The organism is Bradyrhizobium sp. CIR18, from assembly GCF_014198295.1.
Classification (GTDB): Bacteria; Pseudomonadota; Alphaproteobacteria; order Rhizobiales; family Xanthobacteraceae; genus Bradyrhizobium.
This window is the reverse complement of the sequence record NZ_JACIHF010000010.1, coordinates 43791-58448: the sequence shown is the minus strand read 5'-3', so window position 1 is coordinate 58448 and position 14658 is coordinate 43791. Positions and strand designations below refer to the sequence as shown.

The following is a 14658-nucleotide window of genomic DNA, read 5'->3' as shown; positions in this document are numbered from 1 at the left end:
CTCCGCCGTCGTTGAATCGTGGCTGAGGACAGGCCATGCCGATCAAGGACCAGATCAAGAATCTCGCCAAGAAGCTCGTGGAGGACCATCCGGATGCGGCAACGCTGCGGGCGCTGGTGCGGGCCCGGAAGCCGGCAGCCATCCGTTTTCGCGACGATGGCATCGTGCCGAACAATCCGCGTTTTCCGGTGTTGCTCTATCGCGGCGCGGTCAATCTGAAGTCCAGGCGCTATCCCCCTGAGGTCATCATCGACACGCTGTTCGATACAAACGGCTGGGGCCGGTCGTGGCGGGACACCGTGTATGACTTCGTCCACTATCATTCGCAGGTCCACGAAGTGATGGGCGTGGCGCGCGGCACGGCCAGGCTCGAGTGCGGCGGCGTCAAGGGACGCGTCCTCCGCGTGAAAGCCGGCGACGTTCTGGTGCTGCCCGCCGGTACCGGACACAGGATGATCGAGTCCAGCCGGGACTTTGGGGTCGTCGGAGCGTATCCGCACGACGGAACGTACGACGAGTGCACCGACACGCGCGAGCGTCCCGATGCCGTCAAGCGCATCGCCAAGGTCCGCAGGCCGAAAAAGGATCCCGTCCTCGGCCGCGGTGGTCCGCTGCTCACATCATGGCGGACCGCGCGGCCGCGATCGTGACGCGAGGGAGAGCGGTCCGCTCACCCATTCCTCTGCGCTCGCCCTCCGCGCTCAGGTCAGATAGTCGGGCGTGAAATCGGCAAGCCTGCGCAATTCTTCAGGCTGCAGCAGCTCGATCTCGCTGCCCTCCCATGCGATCAACCCGCGATGCCGTAGTTCCTGAATGGTGCGGTTGACGTGCACGATCGACAGGCCACAGGCATCGGCGACGTGCCGCTGCGTCATCGGCATCTGGAAGCAGGCGTCCTTGAGAAGGCCGACGATCTCCAGCCGCGCCGCGAGCTCGCAGATCAGATGCGCGACCTTCGGCAGGGCCGCCTGCGCGCCGAGGCGGGCGATCCATTGCCGCGAGATCGCCGCATCGATCAGCGTCTCGCGCCAGAACGCGCGGGTCAGATGGATCGAGCCGTCGAGCAGCTGGCGGAGCTGGCTGTGTGCGACGTAGCCGACGATGGTCGGGCCGAGGCCGACGAGATCCGCATCCATCGGCGTGACCAGGAGCGTGTGCAGGCAGGGCATGTCGCCGGGAACGTGGAACGCGAGGATCTGGCTGCGGTCGCCGACGATGCGGGCCTGGTAGAGAAAGCCGCTGACGACGAAGACGCAGCGCGAGGCGGCCTCGCCTTGACGCAGCACGATCTCGCCGTCCGCGACCTGGCGTAGCGTGGACGGCAGGCCCGCGATCTGCTGGCGTTCGTCCTCGGACAGGCCTTCGATGGCCTGGAGACGCGCGATGAACTTCGGATGCGGCATGAGTCTCGTGGCGCGCTTCAGCCCTCTCGCGGCGCGTCGATGAAGCGCCGCGAAAGCTTTGCGATGGTCCAGTCGGAGACCTCAGTGCTGCGGAACTCGCGGATGGCGTGGGCGAGTTCCTGATCCGACATCGGATGCGCCGGCTCGCGCAGCGTGCCGTTCTTGAAAGCATCGCTGATGCAGTCGAGGTGTTCGCTGGTATCGGATGCGAACAGGCCGCGGATGCGCTCCAGGATCGTCGTAGGACTCATGAGAAGGGCGGGCTCGGTTGGTGGTCGAGGTGATGGTGTGGGTGCGACCCGAATGATCGCAAACGGATTAGCAACCAGTGCGTCCGTCTCGCGTTCTAGTCCGCTGAACCAGGGCCAGAAGTATCATTTGATAGATCCGGCGCGATTTTTGGTGGTCTCATGGAAAAAGCCCACGACGTGCTGATCCGGAACCTGAGCGAGCACACCGCGCTCACCGGGGAGGATCTCGACGAGATCCGCGCGCTCACCTTCACGCAGCGCGATGTCGCGCCCAACGAGGATTTCATCCGCCAGGGCGAGGAGCCTGAACATTCGGCGCTGGTCGTCTCCGGCATGGTGGCGCGTTACCATCTGCTCGGCAGCGGGGGACGGCAATATCTCGCGTTCCATATCTCCGGTGACCTCCCGGACTCCCAGGGCCTGTTCATCGACCAGATGGACCATGGGCTCTCGGCGCTCGGGCACGCCTCGGTCGCCTTCATCCCGCATCGCGAATTGTTCATAGCCTTCCGGCGCCGTCCCACTTTCGCGCTCTCGGTCTGGCGCGAGACGTTGCTCGATGCCTCGATCTTTCGCGAGGCCATCACCAACAACAGCGCCCGGCCGATGCAGGCGCGCATGGCGCACCTGTTCTGCGAGCTGTTCTACCGCGCCCGCGCCGCGCAGCTCGTCCGCGGCAATCGCTTCCGCCTGCCCATCAGCCTGGTGCAGCTCGGCGAGACGCTCGGCATGGCGATCGCGACCGTGAACCGGACGCTCGCTGACCTCAGGCGGGGCGGCACCATGGATCTGCGCGACGGGGAGCTCATCGTCCTGAAATGGCGCGAGCTGCAGCGGCTCGGCGATTTCAGCCCGGCCTATCTGCATCTGAAACGCCAGTCGCCACCGGAGGGGTGAGGCCGCAAAGATGCTAAAGCATGATCCGGAAAAGTGCGCAGCGGTTTTCCGAAAAGATCATGCTTGAACAACAAGCTAAAGCGGGATGACGATGCATCCTGATCGCATCGCGCTTTAGCCATCGGCAGGTGACGCTCCGCCCAGCATCTCGTCAAAGTGCTTCCTCACCCAATCATTGCAGCAGCAGGCTCTGGCTTCGAGCGCTGTCCCGTCGAGGATCAGGATGGCGCCGCGGCGGGTCGCGAGGATGCGCCTTGCCTTGAACATCTGGATGACGCGGCTGGCATAGCTGCGGGAGACGCCGAGCATGCCGGCGAGCTGCTCGTGGGTGAGGGGGATCTCGGCGCCGCCGATACTCTCCTTCGCGGAGATGATCCACTTGGCGGCGCGCTGCTCGATCGAATGCGCCGCGTTGCAGGCCGCCGTCTGCAGCAGCTGCGCGAATTGGCAGTCGGCGTAGCGCGAAAAGACCTCGTGGAGCGTGGCTGATCGCTGCTGTGCCTGCTCAAGCGCGCGCAGCGGCAGACGGACGAGGCTGCCGCCCAGCTTCACAACGATGCGCGAATAAGCCAGCGAAGGGTTGCGGCCTGCGGCAATGCCCACCGCACCCTCGCGGCCCACCAGCAGGCTTTCGACCTCGCGATCGTCCTCGACCGGCACGGCGAACGACACAAGTGCGGGACCGCAGGGAAAATGCACCGCCGCCACGTCGTCGCCGGCGTGATGCAGAACGTGGCTCGCCGCGAGTTCGACCGGCTGAAGGTGAGGCGCGAGCAGTTCGAAATCCTGGTGGGTGAGCTGCCGGAGCAGATCGTTCGGGGGCCGACCGGTCACAGTTGCGTCTCTGGGCTGGCCGGGAATCGGCGCCAGCCAGAACCCTACGTTTCCATGGCGGAACCGACGGTTCCAAAGTGCACACAAGCGGCCGTTGCATAGTTGAGATGCTGGCGCGTGGGCTTTGCGGACTTCCGGAAAGTTGGGAGCGAGGCTGCATGCGTGCGCTGCCCGGCAGCGTTGATCTGGCGAGGTCTGTTCAGGAGTGAACATAGCGGGCTTGTGGATTGGCGTAGCGTGTGGCGCCGAGCGCCGTACTCCGTGCGCTTTGCCCGAGGACCGCCGGCCTCAATCCGCCAGAACGCCGCTGGGCCGGCGGCCCGAGGGGCGGCGAAGATCATCAGCCGAAGCGTGCTTCGCGATCCCACGAGGATCGGCGCAGCGCCGCGTGCGCGCGATAGGCGTCGATCGCCTTGTTGGCGAGCATCAGCTGCCGGCGTTCGCCGGTTTTGAGCTGACCTTCGATGGCGTCGAGAATGACGTTGGCGCTCTCGTCCGGCGGGCCGAGCTCGCCGCTCTGCTCCAGGCAGCTCCAGGCGATGAAGAATGCGCTTTCGACGGTGCAGCGAATGGACATGCGCTGCCAACGCGGCGGGGCCGCAGGCGTTCCGTCACGCGGGCCCAACTTGGGACCCGCGCGCGCGGCTCAGTTCTTCAGCACGATGCGGCCGACGACCTTGCCGGCGCGAAGCTCGTCGATCCATTTCTGGACGTCGCCCATCGGCTCCTCGCGCATCGGCGTCGGCTTGATCTTGCCGGCGCGCGCCAGGGCCATCAGCTCCTGCGCCTCGTTGAGCGTTCCGACCATGAAACCCTCGATGGTCATGCGCTTGTAGACCCATTGCACCATCGGCAATGTGAACTGGCCGCCCATCAGGCCGGAGACCACGATCTTGCCGCCGCGCGCGGCGACCGCGACCGCAAAGGCCATCGACTTCTCGTTGCCGGCGAAATCGACGATCTCGTCGAAGCCGCCTTCGGTCTCCTTCAGGATGCGCTTGATCACGTCGGGCTCGGACGGATCATAGGCATTGGCGGCGCCGTTGTTCAGCGCGGTCTCGCGCGCGGCTGGCGACAGGTCGGCGACCGTGATCGGCTGCTTGAACATCGCCTGCGCGAACGACAGGCCCATCATGCCGACGCCGCCGAGACCGATCAGCAGCAGGTTGCGCTGGCGCGGGCGGTCGACCAGGCGCTTGAGCGCGCCATAGGCGGTGACGCCGGAGCACATCAAGGTCGCGGCCTGGTTGACGGGCAGGGGATCGTAGTCGAGCAGATATTTCGCGTCGGGCACCAGCACGTGGGTGGCGAAGCCGCCGTCGATGGAGACGCCGAGGAAGCGCTGCTTGACGCAGAGATTCTCGTCGCCATTGGCGCAGTCGCGGCACTGGCCGCAGCCGATCCAGGGGAAGACGGCCTTCTTCGCGCCAATGAGGCCGGCCGGCACGTCGGGGCCGACTTCGTCGACGACGCCGGCGATCTCGTGGCCGAGCGTGAAGGGCAGCGTCATGCCGCGCGTGGTGTCGAGCTTCTTGCCGCCGCCGAGATCGGCATAGCCGTCCTGGATGTGCAGATCGGAATGGCAGAGGCCGCAGCGCTCGATGCGCACCAGGACTTCGCGTCCTTGCGGCTTGGGCGTGTCGACGATGGTCTCGCACAGCGGCGCATCGAACTTGACCAGGGACTGCCGACGCATCAACGCCATATTTCTTCCTCCGAAATTATCTCATTGTTTGAGCATGATCTCGTTCGGAAAACCGCTTCACACTTTTCCGGATCATGCTTCTTCGGTTCGTATATTGGCCAATTCACGGGCCATGGCAACAAAGCCGGATATCGGAATGGTCTCCGCGCGCCGCGTCGCATCGACGCCGGCGGCGGCGGCGAGCCGCGCCGGATCGACGCCGAGCGATTTCAGGCTCTGGCGCAGCATTTTCCGGCGCTGACCGAAGGCGGCGGCGGCGACCTGCTCGAGCAGCCTGCGATCGCAAGGGAGAGGCTCGGCGCGCGGCGTGAGGCGCACGACGGAGGAGGTGACCTTCGGCGGCGGCACGAAGGCGGACGGCGCAATGTCGAACAGGATCTTGGTCTCGCAGCGCCAATTGGCGAGCACGCCGAGCCGGCCATAAGCCTCCTCGTCCTCGCGCGCGACGATGCGCTCGCCGACCTCGCGCTGGAACATCAGCACCATCATGTCGTACCAGGGCGGCCAGGGCTCGGTGGTGAGCCAGCCGATCAGGAGCTGGGTCGCGATATTGTAGGGCAGGTTGGCGACGATCTTCGCGCGTTCGCCATTGAGCAGCGGGCGGGGATCGAAGGTCATGGCATCGCCATGCACGATCTCGAGCCTGTCAGGATAGCGCGCGGAAATATCCTGCAAGGCCGGGATCGCCCGCTCGTCATGCTCGATGGCGATGACGCGCTTCGCGCCGAGCGCAAGCAGCGCGCGTGTCAGCCCGCCCGGGCCGGGGCCGATCTCCACGATGGTGGAATCGTCGAGCGGTGCTGCGGCGCGCGCGATGCGGGCGGTGAGATTGAGGTCGAGCAGGAAATTCTGGCCGAGCGATTTGCGCGCCGACAGCGCGTGCTGGCGAATGACCTCGCGGAGCGGCGGGAGGTCGTCGATCGCGCTCATCGGCTTTGCGAAGCCGCCATGCGGCTGGCCAGCCGAAGCGCCGCGATCAGGCTGGCCGGATTGGCCTTGCCGGTGCCGGCGATGTCGAAGGCGGTGCCGTGATCGGGTGAGGTGCGGATGAAGGGCAGGCCGAGCGTGACGTTGACGGCGTCGTCGAAGGCGACGGTCTTGATCGGGATCAGCGCCTGGTCGTGATACATGCAGATTGCGCAGTCATAGGTGCTGCGCGCGGCCTCGTGGAACATGGTGTCGGCGGGCAGCGGCCCCCTGGTCTCGATGCCGTCGCCACGCAACACCTTAAGCGCCGGGGCGATGATCGTCTGCTCCTCGTGGCCGAGCGAGCCGTCCTCGCCGGCATGCGGATTGAGGCCGGAGACCGCGATACGCGGCTGCGCGATGCCGAAGCGCGATTTCAGCTCGGCTGCGACGATGCGCACGGTCGAGACGATCAGCTCGCTGGTGAGCTCTGCCAGCGCATCGCGGATCGAGACGTGGATGGTCACGGGCACCACGGCAAGCCGGGGCGACCACAGCATCATCACCGGCTGCGGCACGCGGCCGCCTTCCGCGGCGAGCTCGGCGAGGAATTCGGTGTGGCCGGGATGACGGAAGCCTGAGCGGTAGAGCACGCTCTTGGCGATCGGATTGGTGACGACGGCGCCGGCGCGGCCCTCGCGGACATCGGTGACCGCCTGCCGGATCGAGGCGAGCGCGGCCGGCGCGCTCGATGCGTCGGGCGTGCCGGGCTCGGCGGTCGCGCGCTCGCCGGTGGCGACCACGGGGAGGGCATCAGCGAAGGCGGAAGCGGCCTCTCCGGGGCGCACCGCCGCGGTCCTGACGTCGGCCCCCAGCGCGGCGGCGAGCGCCTTGGCGCGCCGGGCGATCAGCGCCTCGTCGCCGAGCAGATAGAAGGCGGGCAGGTTCAGTTCACGGCGCCGGAGCCAGGCTGCGATCGTGATGTCGGGGCCGATGCCGGCGGGCTCTCCCAGGGTCAGGGCAAGGGGAAGGCTATGCGGTTTGGCTGCGCGATTGGCCATCAGCGGTTGCGATATTCGATCATCGCCGCCTTGCGGAGCTCGTCGAGATAGGCCTTCTGGGTCTTCTCGTACTTCTCCTGATACATCTTCTCGCGGACCTCGCGCTTCTTCGGCGTGTCGATCATTGTCGGCTTGCGCGAGCACAGCACCACCATCTCGATGCCATTCTTGGTCATCTCGGGCGCGGTCAAATGGCCGATCGGGGTGTCGTCGAGCACCTTGCGCAGCGCTTCCGGCAGCTCCGCGGTGGTCTTGGTGACGCTGTCGCGGATGGTGGCGTTCGGCGTCGAGCGGAACAGCGAGTTGGCCTCCTCGCAGCTTCCGACGCGCGCGCGATAGCTCTCGGCTTCCTTCTTCCGCGTTTCCAGGAACGCCGCGGACGAGCCGCGCGGCACGATCAGCACGATCGGCTGCATCTTGTATTCGGTGCCCTCGATCTGGAGCTTGTCGCCGGTCTGGGCCTGCACGGCCTGCGCGACGTCGCGCTCGCCGACCAGCAGCTTCTCCTTGAAGCGGCCGCGCACCAGGCTGGTCCAGACCATCTCGGCCTTCATGCGGCCCTTCAGCGTTTCGGGGCGGACGCCTTTGGATTCGAGCGACTTAGTGAGCTGGTCCGGCGTGATGCGCATGCGCTGCGCCATGCCTTCGTAGGACTGGTTGATGTCGGAGATGCCGGGGTCGACCCCGTACTTCTTGCCCTCCTTCATCTTCACCTTGTCGTCGATCAGCTCGTTGATGACCTCCTGCCGGCTCGGGGTCTTCTGCGTCGTCAGCTGGTCGAGCTTGGAGCGCTGCTCGATGTCGAAATCGGTGATCGGGTCGCCGTTGACCATGACGACGATGTTCTGCGCGCGCGACGGCGAGGGCAGTCCGGTCAGGACCAGTCCGGCAGCGATGGTGAGGAGGAGGCGGAAGACGGGCAATGGGGTCGTCATGATTGTCGCTCGCATGTCAGCCGCGTCGAGCCTGTGATGGGGGCAAGCGCGGCCGGCACTTCAAACCGTTCACTGGAGGCCGGCGGAACTGCTGGTCGTCGACGAGGTCGCCAGCGTGCGCAGGCCGATCTGGAACATGAACGCATGGCTCAGCACGGGCGGCGCGGTGCCCGCCGAATAGCTATACGAAGTTACGTAGTTCGCCGCCAGCACGAAGCAATCGTCGACATAGCCGGCGCCGAGCACATACTGGTTGATCTTGTTGGCTTCGAGGTCCCACCGCGCCGAGCCCGACACCACCCAGTTGGTCGCAACCTTTATGGAGCCCGAGGTCAGGATGCCCTCGCGGCGGGTCAGATAGCCGAGCTCCGGCTGCGCCGCGTAACTGCCGTACAGCACGCTGACCGCCCAGCGATTGAAGTTGGCGCGGCCTTCCGCCTCGAAGCGCTGCACGTTCCAGGTCTGCTCGTCCATGCGGGAGCGGACGCTGAACGTGTAGGTGCTGTTGGGCGAGTAGCTGGCGCTCGCGACGTAATCGGAACGCGGCTTGTCCAGGCCGGAATTGAGGCCGGTATTGATGGGGTCCTGGACCGCGAAGGAGTTCATGCCGAACAGCTGGTAGGACTGGCCGAACAGGGCCTTGACGGCGCCGCCCTTGTCGAACTGCGTGGTGGACTGCACGCCGACATTGGCGCGGCCGCCGCCCTCGACGCGGTCGTAGCCGGAGAACTTGTCGACGCTGAACAGGTTCGAGGCGTCGAACACCATGCTCTGGGCGTCCTCGTTCGGGAGCTTGCCTGCATAGGTCTCGTTCGGCCGGATGATGATCTGCGCGATCGGCTCGACGGTGGTCGAGCCCCAGGGCTGAACGTTGATGAAGGGGTAGCGGTATTCCAGGCCCACGGTCGGCATCAGGCGGAACGCCTGGGTGTCGCCGATGGGAAGATAGTTCGACACGCCCGGCTGGTTGGAGACCGAGGAGTTGATCGCGTCGGCGCGCAGGCTGGCGAACGGCGTCCAGATCTGGCCGAGCGGATCGGTAAAGGATTTGCGCCACTGCGCCTCGGCCGTGAGGCGGGTGTAGGTGCCGGGGAAGCCGCGCAGCAGGCACTGTGACGGCGTGCGGGCGAGCGGATCGGCCGACGCCGTCGTGCACAGGCTGTTGGTGTTCGCGATCGTGGTGATCGGATCGAACACCGCCTGGTCACGCGACAGGTTCACGAAATTGGTCTTGTAGCTGAACTCGCCGCCGAACACCGGATAGTTGAGCACGTTGGAGTAGTCGATCACCGGATAGACGATCGGCACCTGGCTCTGGTTACCCGAATAGCTCAGCCAGTACATCGTGCGCGCGTCGAAGAAGCTGCGGTTGCCGACGCCGGTCAGATAGAGCTGCGACAGCGCCTCCGTCGGCAGCAGCAGGAACGAGCCGAGCGGATCGCGGTACTGGTAGAGCCGGTAGTCCGAGAAGAAGTAGTAGTCGGACATCAGGACGCCGTCCCAACCCCAGACCCATTTGTCGTTCAGCGCGAACTGACCCTTGGTGTCGACGGCGCCGCGGAACTGCTTGTCGCCGGGCTGCCCGGCAAACGCGCCGGGATCGAGCTGGTCGATGCCATAGGCGCGGATCTGGTAGGCGCCGTCGATCAGGCGCTGCCGGAATTCTCCCTGCAGCAGCACGCCTTGCCGCGACAAGAAGCGGGGGTTGATGGTCGCGTCCATGTCGGGCGCGATCGCCCAATAATAGGGAACCTCGACGCCATAGCCCGTGTTCGACGTGCCGGAAACATAGCCCGGCATCAGGAAGCCGCTCTTGCGCTTCACAGTCGGGTCGGGCGTCGAGAAATACGGCATGTAGGCGAGCGGCACGCCGAAGAATTCGATCTGCGCCGTCTCGAAATACAGCATCTTCTCCTGCTGGTCGTGGATGATGCGGGCACCCTTGACCTGCCACAGCGGCGGTTTCTTCGGATCGTCCTTACACGGCGCGCAGGCCGTGTAGACGCCGTTCTCGAACACCGTGTAATTGCCGCTGGAGCGGTCGGCGCGGCTCGCGGCCATGCGGGTCTGGTCGGCGGTGTCCACACGCAGCGAATCGACGAAACCGTCGCGGTAATCGTCGGAGAGATCCATGATCTCGGCATAGGTGATCTTGCCGTCGGCATCCGTCATGCGGATGTTGCCTTCGGCATGCAGCCGCTTGGTCTTCTGGTCGTAGATGACCTTGTCGGCCTCGACGCTGGTGCCGTTGTAGAACAGCTGGACGTTACCGACCGCGGAGACGCGCGAATTGTTGTAGTCGTAGTCGACCTCGGTCGCCTGAACCAGCATCTGGTTGTCGTTGGCGGCTTTCGGCGGCTTCGGACGCGGCGGCAGCGGATTATAGGTGAAGCTCTGGGCCGAGGCGGGGGCCACGGCGGCAACATCGATCAGCGCGCCGAGCGATGCCACGGCAGCGACAGCCATCATGAGCCTGCGAAGAGACAAGCCGGACCCGTTCGCGCGCATCACGATGCGGCGCGTCAAACGAGACACGGGTCCTCGATGGACGGCAGTCACTAACCGTCCTCCTGGTACAACAAGGCCAAAAAGCCGGTGAGGCCGCCCACCACTACGGGCAACCACGCCGCAGCGATCGGATGCATCAACTCAGCCTTGCTCAAGTCTTCAGTCACTTTCGACAGAACGTAGAGCAGAAAGCCTGCGCCCACGCCACTCAAAACCATCTTCTGCACGCCGCCCATCCGGAAGAAGCGCAACGACACGGAGGCCGCGAGCATCACCATTGCCGCAAGCAAAAACGGCTGTGCCAGAAGCTTCTGATACTGGAGTCGGTATCCGGCTGTCGCGAAGCCTGAGCTTTCGGATGAGCGGATGTAGCTCGGTAGTTGCCAAAAGGACACAGTCTCGGGGGTGGAAAAGCTGTTGCGGACCTGCGCCTCGGTGAGCGTCGTTGGAATCTCCAAGGTGGCCTGGTCGATCGGCGGGGAGTCCAGCGAGAAGCGGCGAACGGATTTGAACAGCCAATGGCCGGACTCCAGTGTCGCCTCGCGCGCCTCGATCCGCTCCTTGAAGTGACTGTCTGTGTCAAAGCGGAACAGCGTCAGGCCGGTGAGTCGGACGCCCTGCTGCTCGCTGCGCGCGGCGTTGATGATGGTCTGGCCGTCGCTGGTCACCTGATTGAGCCAGAAGCCGGAGGCGTCCTGGATGCCGCCGCCGGGCGCCGAGCCGAACAGCTCGGCTTCCATGCGCTTGGAGAGCTCACGCAGATTCGCCGACATGGGATTGTAGGCGACGGTTGCGATCACCCCGATCAGGAGCGCGCTGCCGAGCGCCGGTGAGATGAACTGCCATGCGGAGATGCCGGCGGCGCGCGCAACCACGAGCTCGAGCCGGCGGGAGAGGGCGAGATAGCAGGTCATGGCGCCGATCAGCATGCAGAACGGCGTCAGCTTCTCCAGCAGTTGCGGCACCCTGAACAGCGAGGTCTCGGCCACCATGAGCGCCGAGGCGGACGCCAGCCCCGAGGTCTTGCGCACCATCTCGATGTAGTCGACCAGCACCAGCAGCAGGAAAATGCCCAAGAACACGCCGAGCGCCGCGACCACGAAGCGGCCGGCGAAATAGCGTCCGAGTGTGTTGGTGAGCATGCTCATGCGGTGGCCGGCCGTCCGAACAGCCGCGCGATGCGCGCGTTCGACCTGTTGATGGCCTCCATGAGGCCAGGGGGCGGCTCGACCACAACGCCGCGGATGATCATCCACAGCCCGATGCCGATGGCGCCCATGACCATCGCATATTGCACCAGCACCGGGCTCGGCGATTTCACCGCCATCACCGAGCAGGCAAAGCCGGCCATGCGCAGGCCAAACACCGCAACGACCGAAGTGCCGATCGAGAAATTACGGCTCTGGCGGGTGGTGCGGGGCGCACCGAGGAAGGCGAAGGTCAGCACGGCGAAGGCGAAGGGATAGATCGGCGCGAGCAGGCTGTCATGCAGGGCCGAGCGGAACTGGCCGGGGATCTGCTTGTAGACGGGGTCGTTATCGGACGGCGCAAGCAGCTCCCAGAGATAGCGCTCGCGGATGCCGAGGGTGACGTCGCGGCCCTGGTTGGAGAACTTCGACATGTCGAAGCCGTAGCGGCCGAAGGCCACCAGCGCGGGATCGCGCTTGCCCGCCTCGAAGCGCTGGAGATTGCCGGTCTCCAGCACCAGGAACGAGCCGGTCTCGTTCTTAACGACCTCGCCGTGCTCGGCGACGATCGAGACGCGCTCGTTCGGATCGCGGCGGTCGTCGATGAAGATGCCGGCAAGGATGCCGCCGGGCTGGCGTTCGCGAATCCGGATCGTGAGGTTCTTGTCGAGCTGGGCGAAGCGGCCGGGCTGCAGGATGTTGGTGAGCACGTCCGCGGTGATCTCGGCATCCCACTGCTTGATCCGCCGCATGCCGTCGGGGGCGAGATATGCCGCTATGAACGCAACCAGCAGCGCCACCACGCAGGTGGCGTAAAAGAACGGATAGAACAGCCGGAACGGCGACAGGCCGGCGGCATTCATCACGATGATTTCGGAATCGGTCGCGAGCTTGTTCAGCGTGTGCGAGATCGCGATCATCAGCGCGATCGGCGAGATGATCAGGACCAGGGCCGGCACGACGAGGCTGGTGATGCCCAGGAAGGTGAGGATGGTCTGACCCTGGCTCGTCATCAGGTCGATGCCGCGCAACGCCTGCGTAATCCAGATCACGCCAGTGAGGCTGACCAGGATCAGCGCAAACGACGCCAGCGTCGTGCGGAAGATATACCTATCGATCGACCCCATGCGCTACCGCACGAATCCCACCAAGTCCCCAATGTCGGCCGAAACTCCGCTGTCCAACCAATCCCCGATCAGGGGATCCCCAAGGTTGGCCAGCGCCTCTTCCGCCAGCTCACTCTCTCACTACCATCCCTTTGATCCGTCAACAAAATGGCTGCCCCGTGGCACCCTCAATATATGGTTAATATTTCGCTCGTTGTGACCTTGAGGCCACGGGGGGTGCTTGGCATCTGCCGGGGCGCTGGCCCATAGTGCAGATGGCTCAGTGAATCGCCGTTCATGTCCGGCCCTGGCCAGGGACCGTGAGCAGCAAAAAGACCAAGTTTTTGAAGGAGTTACCCATGTCCGATGCCATCAAGGTCGGCTTTGTCCCGTTGTCTGCCGCCGCCCGTGGCATCATGGTCGTGTTCTGCGACGATAGTCTGAAGGTTGGTCCGGCGACGGCCAAGGCGCTGGGCGGCGCTATCGAACTCGTGAAGCGTGCGGCCGCCGCCGCCGCCTTCAAGGGCAAGAGCGGGGCAGCACTCGACATCCTGGCGCCGGAAGGGGTCAAGGCCACCCGTCTGCTCGTGATCGGCGCCGGCAAGGCGGCCGGCCTGAAGGCGAACGATTTCCTCAAATTCGGTGGTGTGGCGGCGGGCAAGCTTGCCGCCGGGGCGGCCGCCATGACGATCATGGCGGAACTGCCCAGTGGCGCGATGACGAGCGAGCAGGCGGTCGCGATCGCCTCGGGCCTGCGCCTGCGCGCCTACAAGTTCGACCGCTACAAGACGAAGAAGAAGGACGGCGAGGAGGGCGGCTCGCGCGCCGACATCTCGCTGGCGGTCGGCGATGCCGCTGCCGCGAAGAAGGCGTTTGCCTCGGCCGGCCACGTCGTCGACGGCGTGATCATCGCGCGCGACCTCGTCAACGAGCCGCCGAACGTGCTCTTCCCCGAGGAATTCGCTCGCCGCGCCAGTCAGCTCCGCAAGCTCGGCGTCAAGGTCGAGGTGCTCGACGTCAGGGCGATGCAGAAGCTCGGCATGGGCGCGCTGCTCGGCGTCGGCCAGGGCTCGGCGCGGCCGAGCCGCACCGTGATCATGCGCTGGGACGGCGGCAAGAAGGGCGAGGCGCCCGTGAGCTTCGTCGGCAAGGGCGTCTGCTTCGACACCGGCGGCATCTCGATCAAGCCAGCCGGCAGCATGGAGGACATGAAGGGCGACATGGGAGGCGCGGCCTGCGTCGTCGGTCTGATGCACGCGCTTGCCGCGCGCAAGGCCAAGGTCAATGTGGTCGGCGCCATCGGCCTCGTCGAGAACATGCCCGACGGCAATGCGCAGCGGCCGGGCGACATCGTCACCTCGATGTCGGGCCAGACCATCGAGATCATCAACACCGACGCGGAAGGCCGCCTCGTGCTGGCCGACGTGCTCTGGTACGTCGCCAAGAAGGTGAAGCCGAAATTCATGGTGGATCTGGCGACACTGACCGGCGCGATCGTGGTCGCGCTCGGCACCGAGCATGCCGGCATGTTCTCCAACAATGATGAGCTCGCCGAACGCCTGCTGGCGGCCGGCATCGAGAGCGGCGACAAGGTCTGGCGCATGCCGCTCGGTCCCGAATACGACAAGCTGATCGATTCCCAGTTCGCCGACATGAAGAACACCGGCGGTCGCCACGGCGGCTCGATCACCGCCGCGCAGTTCCTGCAGCGTTTCGTCGATGGCACGCCCTGGGCCCATCTCGACATCGCCGGCACCGCCATGGGCGCGCCGAAGACCGACATCAACCAGAGCTGGGCAAGCGGCTATGGCGTCCGCCTGCTCGACCGTCTCGTCGCCGACCATTACGAGCGCAAATGATCTGAG

Annotated in this window: 14 protein-coding genes; 3 read left to right on the top strand and 11 right to left on the bottom strand. The window is 65.4% G+C overall.

Annotated elements, in window-relative coordinates:
- The first annotated feature begins 35 nt into the window (after window positions 1-35).
- A complete protein-coding gene (locus GGD65_RS26950) occupies window positions 36-650 on the top strand; it encodes a cupin domain-containing protein (RefSeq protein ID WP_183237165.1) in 615 nt (204 codons plus the stop codon).
- Between the two features lie 51 nt (window positions 651-701).
- Here the strand turns inward: GGD65_RS26950 and GGD65_RS26945 are convergent, their stop codons facing one another.
- Window positions 702-1403, bottom strand: coding sequence for a Crp/Fnr family transcriptional regulator (locus GGD65_RS26945; protein WP_018317563.1), 702 nt, complete (start codon window positions 1401-1403; stop codon window positions 702-704).
- Between the two features lie 17 nt (window positions 1404-1420).
- A complete protein-coding gene (locus tag GGD65_RS26940) occupies window positions 1421-1654 on the bottom strand; it encodes a hypothetical protein (protein ID WP_092252911.1) in 234 nt (77 codons plus the stop codon).
- 159 nt (window positions 1655-1813) lie between these two features.
- Here GGD65_RS26940 and GGD65_RS26935 point away from each other — a divergent pair, with 159 nt between their 5' ends.
- Window positions 1814-2551, top strand: a complete 738-nt coding sequence (locus GGD65_RS26935) for a Crp/Fnr family transcriptional regulator (RefSeq protein WP_018317561.1) — start codon at window positions 1814-1816, stop codon at window positions 2549-2551.
- 114 nt (window positions 2552-2665) lie between these two features.
- Here GGD65_RS26935 and GGD65_RS26930 read toward each other — a convergent pair whose 3' ends face one another.
- From GGD65_RS26930 to lptF, 9 genes are all read right to left on the bottom strand, one after another.
- A complete protein-coding gene (locus tag GGD65_RS26930; protein WP_183237164.1) occupies window positions 2666-3385 on the bottom strand; it encodes a Crp/Fnr family transcriptional regulator in 720 nt (239 codons plus the stop codon).
- 340 nt (window positions 3386-3725) lie between these two features.
- A complete protein-coding gene (locus GGD65_RS26925) occupies window positions 3726-3962 on the bottom strand; it encodes a hypothetical protein (RefSeq protein ID WP_018317559.1) in 237 nt (78 codons plus the stop codon).
- A 69-nt stretch (window positions 3963-4031) separates the two neighbouring features.
- Window positions 4032-5090, bottom strand: coding sequence for an alcohol dehydrogenase (locus GGD65_RS26920; protein ID WP_183237163.1), 1059 nt, complete (start codon window positions 5088-5090; stop codon window positions 4032-4034).
- A 72-nt stretch (window positions 5091-5162) separates the two neighbouring features.
- Entirely contained in the window at window positions 5163-6020 is an 858-nt protein-coding gene (rsmA, locus tag GGD65_RS26915; RefSeq protein WP_179730699.1) for a 16S rRNA (adenine(1518)-N(6)/adenine(1519)-N(6))-dimethyltransferase RsmA, read from the bottom strand.
- Window positions 6017-7057: a 4-hydroxythreonine-4-phosphate dehydrogenase PdxA gene (pdxA, locus tag GGD65_RS26910; protein ID WP_183237162.1), complete on the bottom strand. Its 1041-nt coding sequence runs from the start codon at window positions 7055-7057 to the stop codon at window positions 6017-6019. Before pdxA ends, rsmA begins: the two co-directional genes overlap by 4 nt.
- Window positions 7057-7992 carry a SurA N-terminal domain-containing protein gene (locus GGD65_RS26905; protein WP_018317555.1) on the bottom strand — a complete coding sequence of 312 codons (936 nt, stop codon included), beginning with the start codon at window positions 7990-7992 and terminating at the stop codon, window positions 7057-7059. The genes pdxA and GGD65_RS26905 overlap by 1 nt, the downstream gene beginning before the upstream one ends.
- A 69-nt stretch (window positions 7993-8061) precedes the next feature.
- Entirely contained in the window at window positions 8062-10551 is a 2490-nt protein-coding gene (locus GGD65_RS26900) for an LPS-assembly protein LptD (protein WP_026201870.1), read from the bottom strand.
- A complete protein-coding gene (lptG, locus tag GGD65_RS26895) occupies window positions 10551-11648 on the bottom strand; it encodes an LPS export ABC transporter permease LptG (protein WP_018317553.1) in 1098 nt (365 codons plus the stop codon). Before lptG ends, GGD65_RS26900 begins: the two co-directional genes overlap by 1 nt.
- Entirely contained in the window at window positions 11645-12814 is a 1170-nt protein-coding gene (lptF, locus tag GGD65_RS26890) for an LPS export ABC transporter permease LptF (protein WP_018317552.1), read from the bottom strand. Before lptF ends, lptG begins: the two co-directional genes overlap by 4 nt.
- A gap of 338 nt (window positions 12815-13152) precedes the next feature.
- Here lptF and GGD65_RS26885 point away from each other — a divergent pair, with 338 nt between their 5' ends.
- The gene (locus tag GGD65_RS26885) at window positions 13153-14652 is read left to right on the top strand and encodes a leucyl aminopeptidase (RefSeq protein WP_092252928.1); all 1500 of its coding nucleotides are present in this window, start codon (window positions 13153-13155) and stop codon (window positions 14650-14652) included.
- Window positions 14653-14658 lie beyond the last annotated feature (6 nt).

Excerpts from the sequence above, each read along its gene's own strand:
- lptF (WP_018317552.1), bottom strand. The coding sequence starts at position 12,814 with ATGGGGTCGATCGATAGGTATATCTTCCGCACGACGCTGGCGTCGTTT.
- GGD65_RS26950 (WP_183237165.1), top strand. The coding sequence starts at position 36 with ATGCCGATCAAGGACCAGATCAAGAATCTCGCCAAGAAGCTCGTGGAG.
- GGD65_RS26925 (WP_018317559.1), bottom strand. The coding sequence starts at position 3,962 with ATGTCCATTCGCTGCACCGTCGAAAGCGCATTCTTCATCGCCTGGAGC.
- GGD65_RS26945 (WP_018317563.1), bottom strand. The coding sequence starts at position 1,403 with ATGCCGCATCCGAAGTTCATCGCGCGTCTCCAGGCCATCGAAGGCCTG.
- GGD65_RS26905 (WP_018317555.1), bottom strand. The coding sequence starts at position 7,992 with ATGACGACCCCATTGCCCGTCTTCCGCCTCCTCCTCACCATCGCTGCC.
- GGD65_RS26920 (WP_183237163.1), bottom strand. The coding sequence starts at position 5,090 with ATGGCGTTGATGCGTCGGCAGTCCCTGGTCAAGTTCGATGCGCCGCTG.
- pdxA (WP_183237162.1), bottom strand. The coding sequence starts at position 7,057 with ATGGCCAATCGCGCAGCCAAACCGCATAGCCTTCCCCTTGCCCTGACC.
- rsmA (WP_179730699.1), bottom strand. The coding sequence starts at position 6,020 with ATGAGCGCGATCGACGACCTCCCGCCGCTCCGCGAGGTCATTCGCCAG.
- GGD65_RS26885 (WP_092252928.1), top strand. The coding sequence starts at position 13,153 with ATGTCCGATGCCATCAAGGTCGGCTTTGTCCCGTTGTCTGCCGCCGCC.
- GGD65_RS26940 (WP_092252911.1), bottom strand. The coding sequence starts at position 1,654 with ATGAGTCCTACGACGATCCTGGAGCGCATCCGCGGCCTGTTCGCATCC.
- lptG (WP_018317553.1), bottom strand. The coding sequence starts at position 11,648 with ATGAGCATGCTCACCAACACACTCGGACGCTATTTCGCCGGCCGCTTC.
- GGD65_RS26935 (WP_018317561.1), top strand. The coding sequence starts at position 1,814 with ATGGAAAAAGCCCACGACGTGCTGATCCGGAACCTGAGCGAGCACACC.